Origin of the sequence: Rhizorhabdus dicambivorans, from assembly GCF_002355275.1 — a bacterium.
Lineage (GTDB): Bacteria > Pseudomonadota > Alphaproteobacteria > Sphingomonadales > Sphingomonadaceae > Rhizorhabdus > Rhizorhabdus dicambivorans.
On the sequence record NZ_CP023449.1, the window covers coordinates 2,109,846 to 2,128,648 of the forward strand.

At 62.3% G+C, this 18,803-nt stretch carries 14 protein-coding genes; 7 read left to right on the forward strand and 7 right to left on the reverse strand.

The genetic code is table 11. The features are described from left to right. Window positions 1-40: 40 nt before the first annotated feature. The 3 genes from CMV14_RS10045 to CMV14_RS10055 all read right to left on the reverse strand — a co-directional run bounded on the left by CMV14_RS10045 (window position 41) and on the right by CMV14_RS10055 (window position 4,601). A complete protein-coding gene (locus tag CMV14_RS10045) occupies window positions 41-832 on the reverse strand; it encodes an IclR family transcriptional regulator (RefSeq protein WP_066969349.1) in 792 nt (263 codons plus the stop codon). Between the two features lie 213 nt (window positions 833-1,045). After that, complete coding sequence (locus CMV14_RS10050; protein ID WP_066969351.1) at window positions 1,046-2,131, reverse strand: Zn-dependent alcohol dehydrogenase; 1,086 nt, start codon at window positions 2,129-2,131, stop codon at window positions 1,046-1,048. A 40-nt stretch (window positions 2,132-2,171) separates the two neighbouring features. Further along, window positions 2,172-4,601, reverse strand: a complete 2,430-nt coding sequence (locus CMV14_RS10055; protein ID WP_066969353.1) for a CaiB/BaiF CoA transferase family protein — start codon at window positions 4,599-4,601, stop codon at window positions 2,172-2,174. A 119-nt stretch (window positions 4,602-4,720) separates the two neighbouring features. Between CMV14_RS10055 and CMV14_RS10060 the strand changes: the two genes are divergently transcribed. Next, on the forward strand, window positions 4,721-5,644 hold the full coding sequence (locus tag CMV14_RS10060; RefSeq protein ID WP_066969355.1) for a LysR family transcriptional regulator: 924 nt from the start codon (window positions 4,721-4,723) through the stop codon (window positions 5,642-5,644). Window positions 5,645-6,193: 549 nt separating this feature from the next. Here CMV14_RS10060 and istB read toward each other — a convergent pair. From istB to CMV14_RS10080, 4 genes are all read right to left on the reverse strand, one after another. Next, complete coding sequence (gene istB / locus CMV14_RS10065; RefSeq protein WP_066970386.1) at window positions 6,194-6,994, reverse strand: IS21-like element helper ATPase IstB; 801 nt, start codon at window positions 6,992-6,994, stop codon at window positions 6,194-6,196. Between the two features lie 11 nt (window positions 6,995-7,005). Then, entirely contained in the window at window positions 7,006-8,526 is a 1,521-nt protein-coding gene (istA, locus tag CMV14_RS10070) for an IS21 family transposase (protein WP_096367681.1), read from the reverse strand. Window positions 8,527-8,735: 209 nt separating this feature from the next. Beyond that, complete coding sequence (locus CMV14_RS10075; RefSeq protein WP_238147246.1) at window positions 8,736-10,619, reverse strand: alpha-ketoacid dehydrogenase subunit alpha/beta; 1,884 nt, start codon at window positions 10,617-10,619, stop codon at window positions 8,736-8,738. 204 nt (window positions 10,620-10,823) lie between these two features. Further along, window positions 10,824-11,975, reverse strand: a complete 1,152-nt coding sequence (locus CMV14_RS10080) for an acyl-CoA dehydrogenase family protein (RefSeq protein WP_066964818.1) — start codon at window positions 11,973-11,975, stop codon at window positions 10,824-10,826. A 133-nt stretch (window positions 11,976-12,108) separates the two neighbouring features. Here CMV14_RS10080 and CMV14_RS10085 point away from each other — a divergent pair, with 133 nt between their 5' ends. The 6 genes from CMV14_RS10085 (at window position 12,109) to CMV14_RS10110 (ending at window position 18,745) form a co-directional block, all read left to right on the forward strand. After that, window positions 12,109-13,110 (forward strand): enoyl-CoA hydratase/isomerase family protein, encoded by a 1,002-nt coding sequence (locus tag CMV14_RS10085; protein WP_238147247.1) that lies wholly within the window; start codon window positions 12,109-12,111, stop codon window positions 13,108-13,110. A gap of 126 nt (window positions 13,111-13,236) precedes the next feature. Beyond that, the gene (locus CMV14_RS10090) at window positions 13,237-14,763 is read left to right on the forward strand and encodes an acyl-CoA synthetase (protein WP_066964824.1); all 1,527 of its coding nucleotides are present in this window, start codon (window positions 13,237-13,239) and stop codon (window positions 14,761-14,763) included. Between the two features lie 79 nt (window positions 14,764-14,842). After that, window positions 14,843-15,718, forward strand: coding sequence for an alpha/beta fold hydrolase (locus CMV14_RS10095; protein WP_066964827.1), 876 nt, complete (start codon window positions 14,843-14,845; stop codon window positions 15,716-15,718). Window positions 15,719-15,780: 62 nt separating this feature from the next. Beyond that, a complete protein-coding gene (locus tag CMV14_RS10100; protein ID WP_066964830.1) occupies window positions 15,781-16,758 on the forward strand; it encodes a phosphotransferase family protein in 978 nt (325 codons plus the stop codon). After that, window positions 16,755-17,966: an acyl-CoA dehydrogenase family protein gene (locus CMV14_RS10105; RefSeq protein WP_202820896.1), complete on the forward strand. Its 1,212-nt coding sequence runs from the start codon at window positions 16,755-16,757 to the stop codon at window positions 17,964-17,966. The genes CMV14_RS10100 and CMV14_RS10105 overlap by 4 nt, the downstream gene beginning before the upstream one ends. Continuing rightward, a complete protein-coding gene (locus tag CMV14_RS10110) occupies window positions 17,963-18,745 on the forward strand; it encodes an SDR family NAD(P)-dependent oxidoreductase (RefSeq protein ID WP_066964833.1) in 783 nt (260 codons plus the stop codon). Before CMV14_RS10105 ends, CMV14_RS10110 begins: the two co-directional genes overlap by 4 nt. Window positions 18,746-18,803: the final 58 nt, after the last annotated feature.

Below are 18,803 nucleotides of genomic sequence, written 5' to 3' on the forward strand. Positions count from 1 at the left end.
GGCGGCATTACCGGGTATATGCGGTGGTGCGGAGCGGCTGTCAGGGTGAAGCGAGGAACATGCGCTCGGACAGCCAACTCCCCACCTCCTGCAGGCTTTTCGCGATTAATTGCTGGCGTGCGCTGTCGTGCTGCCCGTTGAACATCGTCGCTGCCAGGCACAGTTCCGGCAAACCCTGCTTGTTGAGGACGGGGGCGGCGACCGTCGTGACCCCATGAAGGAAATCGCCCTCGTCGATCGCCCATCCCCGCTCCCGGGTTTTTTCGAGGTCGTGCATGTAGGTTTCGAGATCGGGGGTGTTGGCCCAACGGACCGATGCCATTCGCGCGACGATCGATTGAGCATCGCTTTTCGAGAATGCCAGGGCACACCGGCCAGCGGCACCCGCCGCGATCGGAAGGCGATGCCCCGTGGTGATGTGGATTCGGGTAGTGGCGACGCTTTCTGCCACCCCGACGGCAATTAGCTGCTCCGACAAGCGCAAGCGCCACAGGCAAACCGTTACATCGTGAGCGGCCGCGACTTCCTCGAGTTTCGTCCTAGCCAGTGCGAAGGAGCCGGCCGGATCGATCGCGCTGCGTCCGAGCGCTATGGCTCCTGGGCCAAGGCTGTAATGTTTGGTGGCGGGGTTGAAATCCAGGAATTGCTCGTCCGCAAGTGTTTTCAACAGAAGGAAACAGGAACTGGGGCTGATATCAAGTGCCCGCGCAAGCGCGTTTACACCCATGGCCGAACCTGTTTTTTCAAGATGTCGTAGAATGGAGATCGCGGCCTTTACCGAGCCGACACGCCGCTGTGCCGCTTTTTCCCGCTCTTCGATGTCTGCGCCCATTGCCTGCCCTAATTGTCTTTCGTCGACCTTGCCGCTTATCGGGGGCTCGTGGCCCCGCCATGATGCGGCGTGTCGCGCTCCCGGTATGGAGCAGGGCGCAGCTTATGTGAATATGTGGATGAGTTGAGAAGCACTTCTCCGCAGCCGGCATGGCGATGGCCGGCCGCGGCCGGGGCGATCCTGAACGTGGCTTCGTGGAAATGGCTCGAAAATCTAGGAATCAAACATGATCACCGAACGGGCCACCCCGCCTGTCTTCATTTCCGCGAAGGCTTCGTTGATGCCTTCCAGTTTGATCCGCCGGGAAATCAGATCGTCCAGATTCAACTTCCCATTCATATAGAAGTCCACCAGCCGAGGCATATCGACCGGAAAGCGGTTCGAACCCATGATGGAGCCCTGGATGCGCTTCTCACCCAAGAAGTCGACGCCGTGAAGCTCGATCTTGGTCCCGACCGGAATCATGCCAAGAACATTGGCGGTGCCGCCGCGAGCCAGCATCTGGAAAGCCTGCTCGGTCGTGGTCTTCAGGCCGATCGCCTCGAAGCTGTGATGAACGCCGCCGCGTGTCAGTTCGAGAACCCTCGCAACGGTGTCGCCCTCGCCGGCGTTGATGATGTCGGTCGCGCCGAACCGCCGGGCCAGCTCCAGCTTCGAATCGAGCATGTCGATGGCAATGATGCGTCCTGCGCCGGCGATCGCCGCACCGTTGACGACGGCGAGTCCCACGCCGCCACAACCGATCACCGCGACGGTTTCCCCGGGTCTCACCTTCGCGGTATGGAACACCGCGCCGACGCCCGTTATCACCGCGCATCCTATCAGCGAGGCGCGATCGAGCGGCATGTCCCTGTCGATCGCCACGCAGGCATGTTCATGGACCAGCATTTGTTCGGCGAAGGAGGAGAGATGCACGAACTGATTCATTCGTTCGCCCTCTTTCGCTAGCCTCGGTTCGGCGCCCTTGGGGCGCTTGGTCTCGGGATTGATGCACAGCGACATGTGGCCCGTCAGGCAATGCTCGCAATGCCCGCAAAAGGCCGAGGGGCAGGTGATGACATGATCACCTGGCTTGACCGTGCGGACCTCCGATCCGACCTGCTCGATGATGCCAGCGCTTTCGTGGCCCAGGATCACCGGCAGAGGGTGGCGATAGGCGCCTTCGATGTAATGCAGGTCGGTGTGGCATACCCCCGCCGCGACGGTGCGGATCAGAACCTCGCGCGGGCCGGGCTTGCCGATCGTCACTTGTTCGATCTGCAACGGCTGGCGGACCTCTCGCAGGACGGCGGCCTTCATCAATCAGTCTCCTCACATTCAGCTTGGGGGAGGGGCTCCGCTACGCGGCGGCCGGTTCGACGCGCCGATCGACCGACGAGCCGGTCTGGAGAACACCCTCGGCGATCAGAGATGCGATATCATCCGGGCACAGCCCCAGGAGATCGCGCGCGATCTCGATACTGTGCTCGCCGAACATGGGAGCCGGGGCCAGCGGCGGACATGCAAGCCGACTGGCCCGGACCGGAGCGTTGTCAACCGTCACTGGAATATCGAGCTGGGGCTGCACGAAGGTCTGAAACATCGTGCGGCTTCGAAAAAATGGCGACTCCGGCATCTCTGACGCCCTCGCCATGGCCGCAGCGGGAACCTTGTGCCGCTGGAGGCTCGCCATTGCCTCGGTGGCCGTACGAACGCGCGTCCAGGCTGCGACGGCCGTGTCGATACGCGAGCGGGCAGCGACACGGCCGGCCCGGTTCGCCGAGCCGGGGTCGGATGCCAGATCGGGACAGGCCATCGCCGTGCAAAGATTGCGCCAGTCTTCATCGCCGCGGATGGAGATTACGATCCAGTCGTCATCGCCTTCGCTTGGGAATACTCCCCACGGGCTGTCCCGACCGATCGCATCGGCGAGAAGGACCCCGCGTGAGGACAGAACGGTCTTCGCGACCATCGCGGCCATCTGGCTGAGAATGACGTCGATCTGCCCGAGAGCGATCCGGCCGCCGCGGCCGGTACGCGCGCGGCGCAGCAGGAGGGCCAGCACTGCCGTCGTGGCGAGGCGCGCGGCCACATGATCCGGATAGACCGTGACCGTGTCGCCAAACGCCTTTGGATCGTCCTCGTAGCGCCATTGTGCGGTCAGGCCGGCCGAGGCCCGCACGAGGGGCCCGTAACCCATCCTGTCGGCCCATGGGCCTTCATCGCCATAGGCCGAGCTCTCCACCACGATCAGGCGCGGGTTTCGGGCCAGCAGGGTCTCGGCCGACAGGCCGAGGGACGCCATTCCGCCCGGCTTGAAATTGGAGAGCACGACATCGGATTGGCCGGCAAGCTCCAGAAGGAGTTCGCGTCCCTTCTCGCTGCGCAGATTGAGGCCCAGGCTCCGCTTGTTGCGATGGCCCGCCGCGATGCTGGCCGACATGCCGCCATCGCTGTTCGCCCTCATCCCATCCGGGAACTCGGCGCACTCCACCTTGATGACCTCGGCGCCATAATCGGCAAGCAGACGGCCCTGCTCGGCCCCGACCACGATGGTCCCGAGATCGATCACCCGGAGACCCTTCAGAGGACGGCCGGGCGCGCCAAAACCATCGATAACCGGTGCCGTCCCGCCGCGCGACCATTCGGCGAGCAACTCGCTGGGGTTCACCTCGCCCGTGGGGAGGATGCCCGCGGTCCTCGCCCTCTTTCCGTCGATCTTCAACACGCCGTCGGAAAAGGGAGCCGTGAGGCCAGGGGCGAGTTCGACGTCGCGGAGAAGGCCGCCATCGCGCAGATGCGGGCTGTCCAGTGTTTCCTTGAGCGTCAGGATGGGGGCGGTGGGAACGCCGAAGCGTTTGCCTTCGGCTTCGATTTCCGCCCGGGTTTTCCCGGCGACGAGCGCGGCGATCGCAACATTCAGTTCGGGGGTGGCATGGCGTACGCTCAGGCTGTCGAAACGTGGATCGGAGAAAAGCGCTGGGCGTCCCAGCCACTCGAACATGCCCCGCCATTGGCGTGCGGCCAGGATGCATAAGCGGACCTGTCCGTCCCGACAGGTGAAGATCGGATAATAGTTGGTGATTTCGGGGCGGCCGCGCGGCATCTGGGAGGCTAGCACGCCGGCGCTGGCGCTGCCGGCGATGCCATGGCCCGGATCAAGCGCCTGGGCGGCGCCATCCAGCAGGCTGAGGTCCAGATGATCCCCGGTTCCGGTCTGTCTGCGATGCAGACAACCGATCAGAGCGGCATAGGCCGCCTGGACCACAGCGCATTGGATTGCCAGCTCGCCGGGCGGCAGAAGAGGTGCGCGGCCCGCAAGACCGGAGCGTGCAAGTACGCCGTTGAGCGCCTGGAGCACCGCATCGGTCGCGACGAAATCCTGGAATGTGCCTGGGCCGAAAGCGCTCACGGAAAGTACCACGAGGGTAGGATGCCGGTTTCGCAGCCCGGCGACGTCCAGCAGCTTCGCCTCGGTTGATCCGGGGACAGTCGCCTCGAGGAGAAGATCGGCCTCGCCCGCGAGCGCGTCGAGGATGGCGCGATCTTCCTCGCGGGCCAGGTCGAGCGTCAGTCCACGTTTGCCAAGATTGGCGGCGACGAAGCCCAGGCTCAACCCACCATATGCCGGTTGTTCGGTGCGCTCGGGATAATCGCCGCACGGTTCGACCTTGACCACGTCCGCTCCCAGTTCGGCAAGCAGGCGCCCGATGCCGCCGATGGCGCCGCTCGCAAGATCCAGCACGCGTAGGTCACCGAGTGGCCTGGTCGCTGCTGTGGTCATGAGCATCCTTCTGTCGACGTCGCCGCTGTCCTCGCGGCCCTGCCGATCACACCTAGGAGGATAGATTTTTCTCGTCCAAGACGTGTTGGCTGGTCAATTCAGATGATATTCGGCTAAATAGCCGGATGAATGATGGTGCGCTTTTCCAGCAGTTCGTGCAGATCGCGGAACACCGTTCGTTCACGGTTGCGGCCCGGAAGCTGAATGTGGCCCAGCCCTGGCTGTCGGCCAGGATGCGGCGATTAGAGCGTCAGCTCGGATATGCGCTGTTCACGCGCACCACCAGAAGGGTGGAACTGACCGAGCAGGGAGAGCAACTCCTCCCCAAAGCCAAGGCAATCGTCGCGGCTCTCCGCGAGTTTCGGGAAACGGCGCGGGCGCTGGGAAGCGCACCATCCGCCCTGCGCCTGGGCGCGCCACCTTATGCCGGGCAATTGGAGATAACCCGCCGCCTGTTGACGAGGTTCCGCACGCAGGCGACCGGGTTTCGACTGGATCTCAACGTTGGCTGGTCACGTGATCTGCTGGAGAAATTCGCTCGCGACGATCTCGACGCGAGCCTAGTGCTCGGTCCGTGGCCCGATGAAGGTTTCGAGCGCCTCGACCTGAAGGCAAGCGGGCTCGAAATCGAGATGCACGTGAGTGATCCGCTGGCAGGGAGGCAACTGACACCCGCTGATCTCGCGGGCCGCGATATCCGGGTCTTCACCCGCAGCCTCAATCCCATGCTGTTCGATCATCTGTTCGGGGAGATAGCCGCCTGTGGTGGCCGTCTCATCGAAACCGGCTCCTTCTGGTCTCAGGACGAGCCTGCTGACGATGATTCCCACGCCCTTATCGGTTTCTGTACGATCTTTTGGCAGCGGATGGCTGCCGAGGGACGAATCCGCAGACCTGTCGATGGCGTTGCGCCGGTGGCCTTCTCGCTGGTCCGGCGACAACAGCATCTCGCGGCGCTCGATGCGCTGTGGGCAATCGCCCAAACGCTCGTCGCCGACGACCCGACTGTGGGCGGCGAGGATACCCCGGAGGCCGCCGTTCAGGACTGAGTATCGGTTCGCGTCATGGTATCCCGATGTGAATTCTGGCGTGTATTACGGAAACCGATGACAAGCTGATCGTAACGGATTTTACCGGTCCTGCGCATCTCTTTTAGCGTAATTTTCGGATGATTTCCTCCTGTGATCGGAGATCCGGAACTAGGTCTCGATTGTAGCTCTGCTCGACTTGCAGGATTGGCGGGACCGCGCTAATATGAATAAATGCTCAATATATGTGAATAACAATCTGAGTGAGCATATCCGGCTGACGCCTGGTGCGTGAAAGGGCTCGGACGGAGCGAGCGACCTTCGGCGGCGATGACCGTCGGAGGCAATGAGGGAGGATATATGCAGGCGAGGCCGAACCATATTGCGCGGGTTTTGTCCGTGAGCGCTGTCAACGCCGGGATAAAAACGGGCCAGGCACCGGTTTAAAATGGGGCCAGTTGGTTTGAACAAAAAGCCCCAAGGTTGAGGCTGGGCAGCATCGGCAGCGGGGAAGCGGCTGGAGCGGAGCGGAAGCCGATTTCCCGCTGCCGATGGCCGCCCGTTCTTAGGTCATTTATCCTCCCCCTTGTCCTTCTGGCGCTTGCGGCTGCTGGCGAGACGGAAGCTGTCACCATTCATCTCGAGAATGTGGACGTGGTGTGTCAGCCGGTCGAGCAGGGCGCCGGTCAGGCGTTCGGAGCCGAACACCGATGTCCATTCATCGAAGGGCAGATTGCTGGTGATCAGCGTGCTGCCGCGTTCATAGCGCTGGCTGAGTACCTCGAACAGCAACTCGCCGCCCACGGCGGTGAATGGTACATATCCCAACTCGTCGAGGATCAGCAGCTTTACAGATGCCAGATGCTTTTGCAGGCTGCGCAAGCGACGCTCGTCGCGAGCCTCCATCAGGTCATGGACCAACGCCGCGGCCGTTGTGAAGGCCACGCTGTGCCCTTTCTGGCACGCAGCCAGTCCTAGCGCGAGGGCGGTGTGGGTCTTACCGGTGCCGCTGGGGCCCAGCGCAATGACATTACGCCGCCGCTCGATCCATTCACCGCGCGCCAGTTCCAGAACCAAGGCCTTGTTCAGTGATGGCTGGGCTGCAAAGTCGAAGGTGTCAAAGCTCTTGGTGTGCGGGAAGCGAGCCATGCGGATACGGCGCTCCACCATCCGGCGCTCGCGATCAATCCGTTCAAGTTCGCACAGGCGCAGCAGATAGCGGGGGTAATCGGCCCGATCCTGCGCGGCCTCGAAGGCGACCTTCTCATACTCGCGCACAAAGGTGGGCAGCTTGAGCGCTTTGAGATGGTTGGCCAGTAGTACAGCGGGCGGCACGCTGGTGGGTTCGGCCTCGATGGCTGGCAGCGGCATCATGGGATCACTCATGCTGCCACTCCCGTCGCTGGAGTGCCTGCCTGCGAGAGCAGGCCCATGTAGGTGCGCGGATCGGTACGCCCGACATTCGCGCGCGGCAAATGCGGGTAAAATTGCAGATCGAGGCGCGGCACACGCTGTTCGAGGCGGGCCAGCGCGATCATCTTGATCGCATCGAAGCTGATTGCCCCCATCTCCAGCGCGCGGGCCACTGCCCATTCCACCAGGGACTGCTCGAAGCGTTCGCATAGCCGCAGCACCTGGATGAACTCGCGCCGTCCCTCTTTGCCGCTGCGCGCCTCCATCAGTCGTCGGATGCGATGCATCGGTTCAGCCAGCACCCAGCCATCGAGCGGCGCTGCCTGATCAAGCGCGCGGGGTTTCTGTTCTAACAGCGCCAGATAGTGCAGCGGGTTGGCAATGAAGTCCTCCCGCTCATAGCTGCGCGGATGCACTGCGATCAGCTCCCCGCCACAGATGATCGCAACCCGATCGACATAGCCTTTGATTACGACCTCCTGGTGGGCATAGGCCGTCGGCACCGAATAATCATTGGTACGATAGCGCACCAGCGACATCGACGAGGCCCGCCCCGTCACCATATGGCAGGGATCGAACGGCACCGCCGGTAGCGGCATAAAGGCCGCCAGATCAGCCACCAGCCTGTCACCGATGCTGCGCTCATGCCCGCGCAAGATGGCCTGTCGTCGCTCCATGCATTGTTCGACAAAGCGCGCGTTCAGCGCATCAAAGCTGGGCGCCTCTGGCCTCGGCACCATGAAGTGGCGCCGGGAATAACCGACCAGCCCCTCGACCTTGCCCTTGTCGTTACCCTTGCCGGGGCGCCCGAATTTGTCTTCGAACAGGTAATGGCTCTGGAGGGTCGAGAACATCCGGCTGCGCTCGCGCTTCCCGTCGCCCAGGATCTGCGCCACTGCCAGCTTGGTGTTGTCATACAGGATCGACTGCGGGATGCCGCCGAAGAAGGCAAAGGCCGCCACGTGCCCTTCGCAAAATGCCTCAGCCACCTCGGCAGGATAGGCTTTAACGAACGGCGCATCGCTGTGCGGCAGGTCCATGCAGAAATAGTGGAACCGCACCAACTTGCCGTCGATGATCCCGTCCGCCTCACCAAAATCCACCTGCGCATGCCCCGGCTTGTGGCTCAATGGTATGAACACCTCGCGGCTGCGCAACTTGGCGCCCGCCACATAGTCGCGAACAATGGTGATGCCGCCGGTGAAGCCATGTTCATCGCGCAGACGCTCGAAAATACGCGCGGCAGTGTGTCGCTGTTTGATGTGAACCTTGCGGTCATCCACCAGGATTTGGTCAATGATGTCGGTAAATCCGGACAGCTTGCGGCTGTAGGTTTGCCCGCTCCGGCCGTGCGCTGCTGGCTCTGGAAAGCACAGCATCTTGTCGACGGTCTTGCGATTGATCCCAAAATACCGGGCGGCAGCGCGACGGCTCATCCCGTCAATCAGCACGGCGCGGCGGACCTTCTGATAAAGCTCCACTCTCTTCATCCTCCACCTCCGCCCAAAAACGGAGGTCTAGCAGGACTGGCCCCTTTTTAATCCGGTGAGACTGGCCGATCCGTGGCCCCTTTTATTCCCGGTGTTCTCACTGCGAGCCAAAGTGGTGGAGCGCGACATCGTCGTGCTGCAGAACGGTTTGGTCGAATACGGAGCATGAGCCTTGGCCGTAGGCGGCCGAGCCGACCGATTTGAGCGCGTCAATTTCGCCCGACGATCGAACGCACGGCCGCCACTATCGCCGCCTGTGACGGAATGACGGCATTTTCGAGTTCATCATTGAACGGCATCGGAACGTCCCGGGCGGCGAGCCTGGTCACCGGAGCATCGAGCCAGTCAAATGCTTTCTCCATGACCATCGCCGCGACTTCCGCGCCGAACCCGCCGGTCTGACAGGCCTCGTGAACGATCAGGAGCCGGTTGGTCTTCCGTACCGAGGCCAGGATCGTTTCCTCGTCGAGAGGACGGATGGTGCGCGGATCGACGACTTCTACGCTGATGCCCTCGCGCTTCAGGATGCGCGCGGCGGACAGGCTGCGTTCGACCATGGCCTGGGTTGCGAGGATGGTGACGTCTTCGCCCACGCATTTGACATCGGCCTTGCCGATGGGGATCGCATAACTCTCCGCCGGTACGGCCGCTCGCTGGCCGAGGTAGAGCATCTTGTGTTCCAGGAAGATCACCGGATTGTCGTCGCGGATCGCTGCCGCCAGCAAGCCCTTCGCGTCGTAGGGCGTCGAGGGCGCGATAACCACCAGACCGGGAATATGGGCGAACCACGCTTCCAGGCTCTGGCTGTGCTGCGCAGCCAGGCGGATGCCGCCGCCCTGTGGCCCGCGGATGACGACTGGCACCGTGGCGATACCGCCGTTCATGAACCGGAACTTCGCAGCCTGATTGACGATCATGTCCATCATCTGTGTCACGAAGTCGAAGATCTGGACCTCCACGACCGGACGAAGGCCGGCGATCGCAGCCCCTACGCCGGTGCCGCAGAAGGTGGCCTCCGATATCGGCGTGTCGCGTACCCGCTCCGGGCCGAAGCGTCCCGCAAGGCCTGCGGTGACCTGGAATATGCCGCCGGTTTCGGCGATGTCCTCGCCGAGCAGGATCACCTCGGGATCACGCGCCATCTCCTGGTGAAGCGCTTCGTTCAGCGCCTCCACATAGCTGAGTTCGCGCATGCCGCGTTCGGTCGGCTCACGATGCGGCTGGTGCGGCGCATATACTGCGCTTTCCAATATGGCCGGGGAGGGGGCCGGGCTCCTCGCCGCGAAGTCAAGGGCCGCCTGGATTTCGGCCTCGACGGCGGCGCGTATCTCTTCGATCCGTGCCACCATCATGGCCTCCTCTCTCAGGAGAAGACGGCGTTCTAGCCGGCGAATGGGATCATTTTCTCTCCAATTCGCCATCTCGGCATCGGTGCGCGGGTCGCGCAGGTTCGTACGCATACTGTGCGCGCCGGAGCGCCAGGTCATCGCTTCGATCAGTATCGGACCTGATCCCATCCGGATCTGTTCAACCGCTCGGCCGACGACGTCGTGGACCTCGACGACATCGTTCCCGTCGATCGTGCAGCCCGGCACGCTGTAGGCGGCGGCGCGACAGGCAATCTGCGCAACCGATGTCGCCTGACGATAGGCCGTACTCAGCGCATATTGGTTGTTCTCGCAGATGAACAGCATCGGCAATGTCCACACCGAGGCCAGATTGAGCGCTTCGTGGAACACACCCTGATTGGCGGCACCATCGCCGAAGAAGGCTACCGCGATCCGGTCGGTCCCCTGCAGCTTGGCGGCGAGCGCCGCCCCCGTTCCCAATGGCATCGTCGCACCGACGATGCCATTGGCCCCGATGATGTGCAGATCGAGATCGGCAACATGCATCGAGCCACCGAGCCCGCCGCAGCTTCCCGTCGCCTTGCCCATCAACTCGGCCATCATCCGCTCCATCGCCGCGCCCTTCGCGATGCAATGGCCGTGGCCGCGGTGATAGCTGCCGATATAGTCGAGGCGCTTGAGATTAGCGCATGTTCCCGAGGCGATCGCCTCCTGTCCGGCGTAGCTATGGGCGGTGCCCTTCACCAAGCCGCGTTGGAAAAGATCGCTCGCGGTCTCTTCAAATCGGCGGATACGCAGCATCGATCTGAACAAGGACAGCATGACATTCGAAGATATGGAACTATTGCTCGTTCCATCTGCGGGGAAATTCGCGATCATCTTCGGCCTTGTCCGATAGGAATGAAGCCCCCGCCTTCGGCTTCCTTTGCGGTACAACGGCAGGCGTAACTATAGATCGCGGGAGATTATGAGCTTCATGATCTCGCTCGCACCGCCATAGACACGGGTGACGCGGGCGTCGGCGAACAGCCGGGCGATAGGATATTCGGTCATGTAGCCATATCCGCCGAAAAGCTGCTGGCAAGCATCGATGACCTTGAAGGCGGTCTCGGAGCACCAGAGCTTTCCCATCGCCGCAGTCGTTGGATCCAGCTGTTTGGCCAACAGTTTCACCATCATCGAGTCCACGAAGCTTCGTCCGACGGTCATCTGCGTCTTGGCGTCGGCCAGGACGAACTGGGTGTTCTGGAAGTCGATCAGGGGCTTGCCGAACACCTTGCGTTCCCGGACATATTCCGTGGTCAGCTTCACGGCGCGCTCCATGCTGGCGGTTGCCATGAGCGCGATGCTCAGGCGCTCCCAGGCGAGTTGCTGCATAAGCTGGACGAAGCCTTTTCCTTCCTCGCCGCCCAGCAGGTTGCCGACGGACACCCGCACGTCGTCAAAGAACAGCTCCGAGGTGTCCTGGCCGTGCATCCCAAGCTTCTCGAGATTGCGGCCGCGGCGGAAGCCCTCGGCTCCGTCGGTCTCCACGGCAAGCAGGGAAAGGCCCCCCGCACCCGCATCGCCGGTCCGCGTTACAACGAGGATCAACGTCGCGCTCTGGCCGTTGCTGATGAACGTTTTCTGCCCATCGAGCCGATAATGATCCCCTTCGCGCTTCGCGGTAGTGCGGATTGCCTGCAGGTCGGAGCCGGTGCCGGGCTCCGTCATCGCGATGGCACCGATCAATTCAGCACGCGCCATCGCTGGAAGCCAACGCCGCTTCTGCTCCTCAGTGCCGTAAGCGTGGATATAGTGCGCGACAATGGTTGAATGGAGCCCGTGGCAAATGGCGAAGCTGCCGCCAAGGCCGGCACGAACCAGTTCCTGCTGGATGATAGCTTCATGCCCCAGCGTGCCGCCGCCGCCGCCATAGGTCTGCGGGATGGCCGCGCAAAGAAGGCCAGCCTCCGCCGCTTTCTTCCAGGATCCGAGGTCTACACGGTGATCGTGTTCCCATGCCGGTGCGACCGGCAGGAGCTCACGTTCGATAAAGCGCCTGACTCCGTCCTGCAGCAGGGACAGTTCCTCATCGATCCAAGGCGAACTTTCCGACATCACAGCTCCATATAATATATCTACCATTCGGTAGAGGTGTGGTCGATAGTGAGTCAAGTGATGTCGGTTAGAGATAATAAGCGGAATTAGCTTGCTTAGGAATTTCGGCATCCGGAAGGCGCCATACAAACTATTGCAGAATATCTACCAAGTGGTAGTAACAACCCATCAAAGGATTCGGGTCGCGAAAGACGACGTCGCGATGGGCGAGGAGGGGCAATGGGCGGTTTTCTGGTATTGCATCAGGCGTCGGTTTCCCTCCCTTCGCGGCGATGGGTCGGCGGGATGCTTCCGCAAGCGCTGGACATGGTCTGAAATGTCGCAGTTCGATACCCTTGAGATTTCGCGCCGCGGACGGGTCGTTACCCTGGCATTCGACCGCCCCGCTGTCCTGAATGCGTTCGATGCCACCCTCCACACGGAATTCCCGCGTGCGCTGGCCATGCTGGCGGCTGAAGACGAAAGCGACGTCATCATCTTGACGGGTAACGGGCGGGCGTTCTGTGCCGGGGGTGATTTCGGCTGGCAGCAGTCGGCGGCCGACGATCCCGGTTCCTTTGCCGTGACGGTGCGTGAAGCCAAGCAGATCGTGTTCGGCATACTCGATTGCGAGAAGCCGATCATCGCGAGGATCAATGGGCCGGCCGTCGGCCTCGGCGCGACCATCGCGCTGCTGTCCGACATCATATTTATCGCGGAGTCGGCGTATATATCCGACCCGCATGTGAATGTCGGTATGGTGGCCGGAGATGGCGGCGCCGTGATCTGGCCGCAATTGATCGGGTTCGCGCGTGCCAAGGAATTTCTGTTCACCGGAGATCGGATCGGCAGCTTGGAAGCCGCCCGGATCGGGCTGGTCAACCATGTTGTTCCGGACGGTGGGCTCGCCGAAGCCGTCGATGCATTCGCCGATCGACTGGCAAGCGGAGCGCAAAGCGCCATCCGTTATACCAAGGCGACCATCAATGTGGCGCTCCGCCAGCTCGCCAGCACGATGATGGACGTGGGCCTTGGCTACGAAAGCCTGACCAATGTCTCACGCGATCATCAAGAGGCGCTTGCCGCCATCCGCGACAAGCGTCGACCGTTGTTCGGAGCGGCTTTTTTGCCGGAGGGTGCGAAGGAACGGCTTTGACGATTGGTAGGGCAGCGGCGCCGGCGGCGGGCTTTGAATATGTCTCGTCGCCGAAGCCGGACGGGAGCCGTGTGCCAGCCTTTTGCCGGATTGCCGCCGGCTTTTGCGATTTCGGGGAATGGATCGATGCAATTCACGCAAGGCCTGCACCGCAGCAGCAAGTTATACCGGTCGCGGACCGCAACGGTGTTCGGCGATCGCAGCCGCAGCTGGGGCACGATCCAGGAACGTGTCGCACGACTTGCCGGCGGATTGGCCTCATATGGAGTCGAGCGGGGCGACCGGGTCGCTATATTCGACCTCAATAGCGATCTCTATTTCGAGGCCTATTTTGCCATTGCCTGGGCCGGATGCGTGGCCGTGCCCTTCAACACCCGCTGGGCGGAAGCCGAAGTCACCCACGCCTTGACGGATTGTATGCCGCGGATCGTATTTCTCGGATCGGCCTTCAAATCCTATAGCGAGCAGTTCGCCCGTGCGGGCGTGACCGTGATCGGGATCGATGAACCGATCGGCGGTTCCTCCATCGAGGCGGTGATATGGGCGAATGACGCTATCGAGGATCGCTGCGGCTGCGGCGATGACGTGGCGGTCATCTTCTACACTGGGGGAACGACCGGCAAATCGAAGGGTGTCATGCTCAGTCACAACAACCTCATCCTGAATTTCTTCATGATGCAGGCGATGCACCCCCATGCCACGGACGCCGTCTATCTGCATGCGGCCCCGATGTTTCATCTCGCAGATGCCGCGAAGATCATCGGGATCACGATGCTGGGAGGGACCCATGTCGTGCTGCCCGGGTTCGCGCCCGCCGCGGTGATTGAGGCCATTGTTCAGCATCAGGTGAGCGACATGATGCTGGTCCCGACGATGATCGACATGCTCTGCCAGGCCCTGGCGGCTGATCCGCAGAATATGTCGTCGATACGAAGCCTGACCTATGGAGGGTCGCCGATCGCTGAACCAGTGCTGAAGGCGGCGCTGCTGGCCTTCCCCAATGCACGGTTCTGCCAGGCCTATGGCCAGACCGAGCTGTCGCCCTGCGCGACCATATTGGAGCATCGCGACCATTTGGGAGGGCGTCTGCGCTCCGCGGGGCGCATGGTGCCAGGCGTTGATCTTCGCATCGTGGATAGCAAGATGAGGACCCTGGCCATCGGCGAGATCGGGGAGGTCGCGGTCCGCGGTGCCAATGTGATGCAGGGTTATTGGGGGCAGCCCGAACTGACGGCGCAGACGATCGTGGGCGGCTGGCTCAGGACCGGGGACGCCGGTTATCTCGATGAGGATGGTTTCCTCTATCTCGTTGACCGCGTGAAGGACATGATAGTGTCCGGCGGCGAGAATGTCTATTCGTGCGAAGTGGAGCAGGCTCTGTTGTCGCACGGCGATGTGCTCCAGTGCGCGGTGTTCGGTATTCCCAGCGAGCAGTGGGGCGAAGCCGTGCATGCCGTCGTTATGGTGCGGCCGGACGCGACGGTCACCCCAGATGATCTCCTGGCCCATTGCGGGCCGCTGATCGCCAATTACAAGCGGCCCAAATCATTCGAATTGCGCCACGAACCGCTACCGCTGTCGGCGGTCGGAAAGATCCTCAAGACGGAATTGCGCAAACCCTTCTGGCAGGGTGCGGAGCGCCGCATCGGCTAGTTGTTGGAGCGCCCGGGCTTCGAGCGCGACGGCCGCTTGTGCCCTCGCCAGGTCCGAGCCGCGTAGGGAACAAGTATTGATGAGCCTGTGCATCCCGAACATCTACAGCTTTGTCTCTCAGCGCCTGATGATGAGCTACAATGATTACGGCAATGCCGATGCGCCGGCCCTGCTGCTCGTCCATGGCGGAAGGGATCATGGGCGAAGTTGGGATTGGGTAGCGAGCGATCTCGTAAAGGATTGGCATGTCGTCGCTCCCGATCTGCGAGGGCATGGCAACAGTAGCTGGTCCGCGGACGGCAATTACGATCTTACCGATTTCACATGCGACCTGGCGCAACTCGTCTACCAGCTTGGCCAGAAGCCTGTCCGGATCATTGCGCATTCCGTGGGCGGGCAGGTTGCCGTCCGCTATGCCAGTCTTTTCCCGGAGATGGTCGAACGCCTTATTATCATCGAAGGCACATTTCAGATGCCCCGTCTTTCGGGATCGGAAATGCCCTCCGAGTTCGTGCCGGAACTGCGGCTCTGGATAGAAAGGAAGCGAGAAGCTTCCGAATGGCGGCCCCGGCATTACGCGACCTTTGAAGAAGCCGTCGCCAGAATGAAGAAGGCCAACCCCAATCTGAGCGATGACCAGGCGGGGCATCTGACGTTGTTCGGTGTCAACCGCAACGAAGATGGAAGCTTTAGCTGGAAATTCGACAGCCATCTTTGGATATCCAGTCCGATCGATGGTTTCGTGATGCTGGGGCAGGACTTATGGAAGGAGATACGCTGCCCGATCCTCCTGTGCCACGGCCGGGATAGCTGGATAGCCTCTCCGACCGATGATGAGAGCATGGGGTTTTTCGTTCGGCCGCCTGCAATCGCGATGTTCGAAAATGCGGGCCACTGGCTGCATCATGATCGGCTGGAGCGATTCCTGTCCCATGCGCGATCCTTTCTCGCGTGACCGGGCCGTTCACAGCTGGCGGCGCCGGTGCGAGCAGCCTTCTCCGCGACCGTGTGGGGCGGATGTTGCGCGACAGGATGGGGGAGGGCGTCCGGCTGGAAGGCTTCGAGGTGATGACCGACGGCCACGCCGGGCTGACCTTCGGCGTGGATGCCGTGGATGGCGGGCAAAGGCTCAGCCTCATTCTCAAGATGGCGCCGAGCGGCGTGCCGTTGCGCGGCAGCACGGACGTCTACCGGCAGGCGCGGCTGCTGACCGAGCTTCACGCGAGCGGGCTGCCCGTCCCACATGTGGTCATGGCATCGGCGGACGACACCGAAATAGGTGCCCCATTCATCGCCATGGAGCGACTGCCGGGACGGAGTTTCGTGATCTGGGAGCCGCACGAGACCTTTTCCGACGACCCCGATTTCATGCTCGGCCTTTGGACCCAGGCGGCGATGATGATGGGGGCGCTGCACAGCTTCCCCTGGCGGCCGTCCCTTGTCGATTGGGAGCAGCCGACGACCCTACGGGCCGAACTCGATAGGTGGCAGGCGCTGCTGAGGCACACCGAAGATCCCGATTGGCGGCGATCCGCCGAGGATCTCTACGCCAGGCTGATGGCGACGATCCCCACAGAGGGCGATCCAAGCGTGATCCATGGTGATTTTCAGCCGGGTAATGTGCTGTACCATAATGGTCGCGCATCCGGCCTGATCGACTGGGATCTCGGCGGCATCGGTGCACCGGGCATCGATGTCGGCTGGCTCGTGATGATGGCCGACCGAGACGGATGGGAAGCTGGCTGGAAACCGCGCGGGGCGCCGCCGATCGACCGGCTGCTGGCGGCCTATCGAGCAGGCGGGGGCGGCGTGATCGATCATCTCGGATGGTATCGGGCGTTCGCCCACTTCCGCCTTGGCTCGATCGCAGGCCTCAATCTGAAGCTTCATCGCAGCGGGCGCCGCGTCGATGCCGTTTGGGAACGGTTCGTGCCTTCGATCCTGTGCCTGCTGCGGATCGCCGGTGACCTTATCGGGAAAGAGAAGACAGAATGATCGATTTCGACCTTTCGCCGGAGCTGGCGGATCTACGCGGCCGGGTGCTCCACTTTATCCGGGACAGCGTCGTCCCGTTGGAGGATGATCCTCGCAACCACGGCCATGTGGTCGAGGAATCGTTGCGCGACGAGTTGATCGAACTCACCCGCGCGGCAGGATTTCTCTCCCCTCACGCGCCCCGGGAATATGGCGGGATGGGGCTGGACCATCGCAGCAACGCCGTGGTCTTCGAAGCGGCATGCTGGTCGCCGCTGGGCCCGATAGCCCTGAACATCCAGGCGCCCGACGAGGGCAACGTCAATCTGCTGAACAAGATCGCGTCGCCCGGGCAGAAGGCGAAGTGGCTGCCGCAGATAGCGGGCGGAAAGATCCGGACGGCTTTCTCGATGACCGAAACGGCGACGGGCGGGGCCGGATCGGACCCCTCGCTGCTGCAGACCAGCGCACATGCGGTCGATGGCGGCTATGTCATCAACGGCCGCAAATATATGATCACGGGCGCCGTCGGAGCCACGCTGAACATCGTCATGGCGCGGACGTTCGATCGTTCAGGACAGCATCTGGGTGCGACCATGTTCCTGACCGAGATCGACAACCCGGCGTTCCGGATCGACCGCATGTTGCCTACCCTTGATACCAATTCCCCCGGAGGCCATTCCGAGGTGACCTTCGACGGTATGTTCGTGCCGGAAGAAGACGTCCTCGGTGCGGTCGGGGAGGGCTTCCGACAGGCCCAGGTCCGGCTTGGCCCGGCGCGCCTGACCCATTGCATGCGCTGGCTGGGCCAGGCCGTGCGTTGCCATAGCATCGCTGTCACGCATGCGCGGCAGCGCCAGTCTTTCGGCAAGCTTCTGCTGGAGCATCAAGGGGTCGGTTTCATGCTGGCCGACAATGAGATCGAACTGCAGCAATGCCGGCTCGCCATCTGGCATGCCGCCTGGCTGCTCGACCGGGGTGATCGCGCCCGCAACGAAACCAGCATGACCAAGGTGCTATGTTCCGAACTGCTCGGCCGGGTGGTCGATCGGTCTCTCCAGATACTGGGTGCGATCGGCATTACCCGGGATACCGTGGTGGAGCGCATCTATCGCGATATCCGGCCCTTTCGGATCTACGACGGGCCGTCCGAAATACATCGCCACGCTCTTGCGCAACGGATGTTGGCGAATGGGCCGTTCGATCCTTACCGGCCGCTGGGTCGATGACAGATATCCTGGCGGACCCCTTTGATCTAACAGGTCGTATCGCTCTCGTTACGGGCGCGTCGTCCGGGCTTGGCGCGCGCTTCGCCAGGATACTCGCCCGGCATGGCGCTAAGGTCGTGCTCGCGGCGCGGCGGCTCGATCGGCTTGATGCGGTAAGGAACGATATCGAACGCGATGGCGGCCAGGCGTCCTGCGTCGTCCTGGACGTTGCCGATGAACATTCGCTCACCGCAGCCTTCGATGCTGCGGAAGCGGTATTTGGTGTGGTCGATACGATCATCGCGAATGCCGGCGTCAGCATAAGCCAGCGATCGATTGCAATGACCACCGAGCAGTTCGATCAACAGATCGCTATCAATCTGCGTGGCCCGTTCCTCACCGCACGCGAAGGCGCGCGGCGCCTCGTCCAGGCGGGAAGCCGTGAGAAACGGCACGGCCGGATCCTATTCATCACCTCCATTCTCGCAACCGCTCCGGAAGTTGGCCTTGCCGCTTATGGCGCTTCGAAGGCGGGCGTCGCACAGATGTCGCGGGTCATGGCATTGGAACTGGTTCGCCAGGGCATTAATGTGAACGTGATAGCGCCCGGCTACATCGAGACGGAAATGAACCGCGATTGGTTTCTGACCGAGAGCGGCGCCGCGCAGGTGGCGGCCTTTCCCCGTCGGCGCCTCATGCGGGAGGCCGATCTTGACGGCGCCCTGCTCTATTTCGCCTCCGACCTGTCCCGTGCCGTAACGGGTGCGATGCTTACCGTGGATGATGGTCAATCGATATGATCGAACGCGATCTTCCCCCGTCCGGCAGCGGTTGTGCGAGAAACACAGGTTCGAAAAA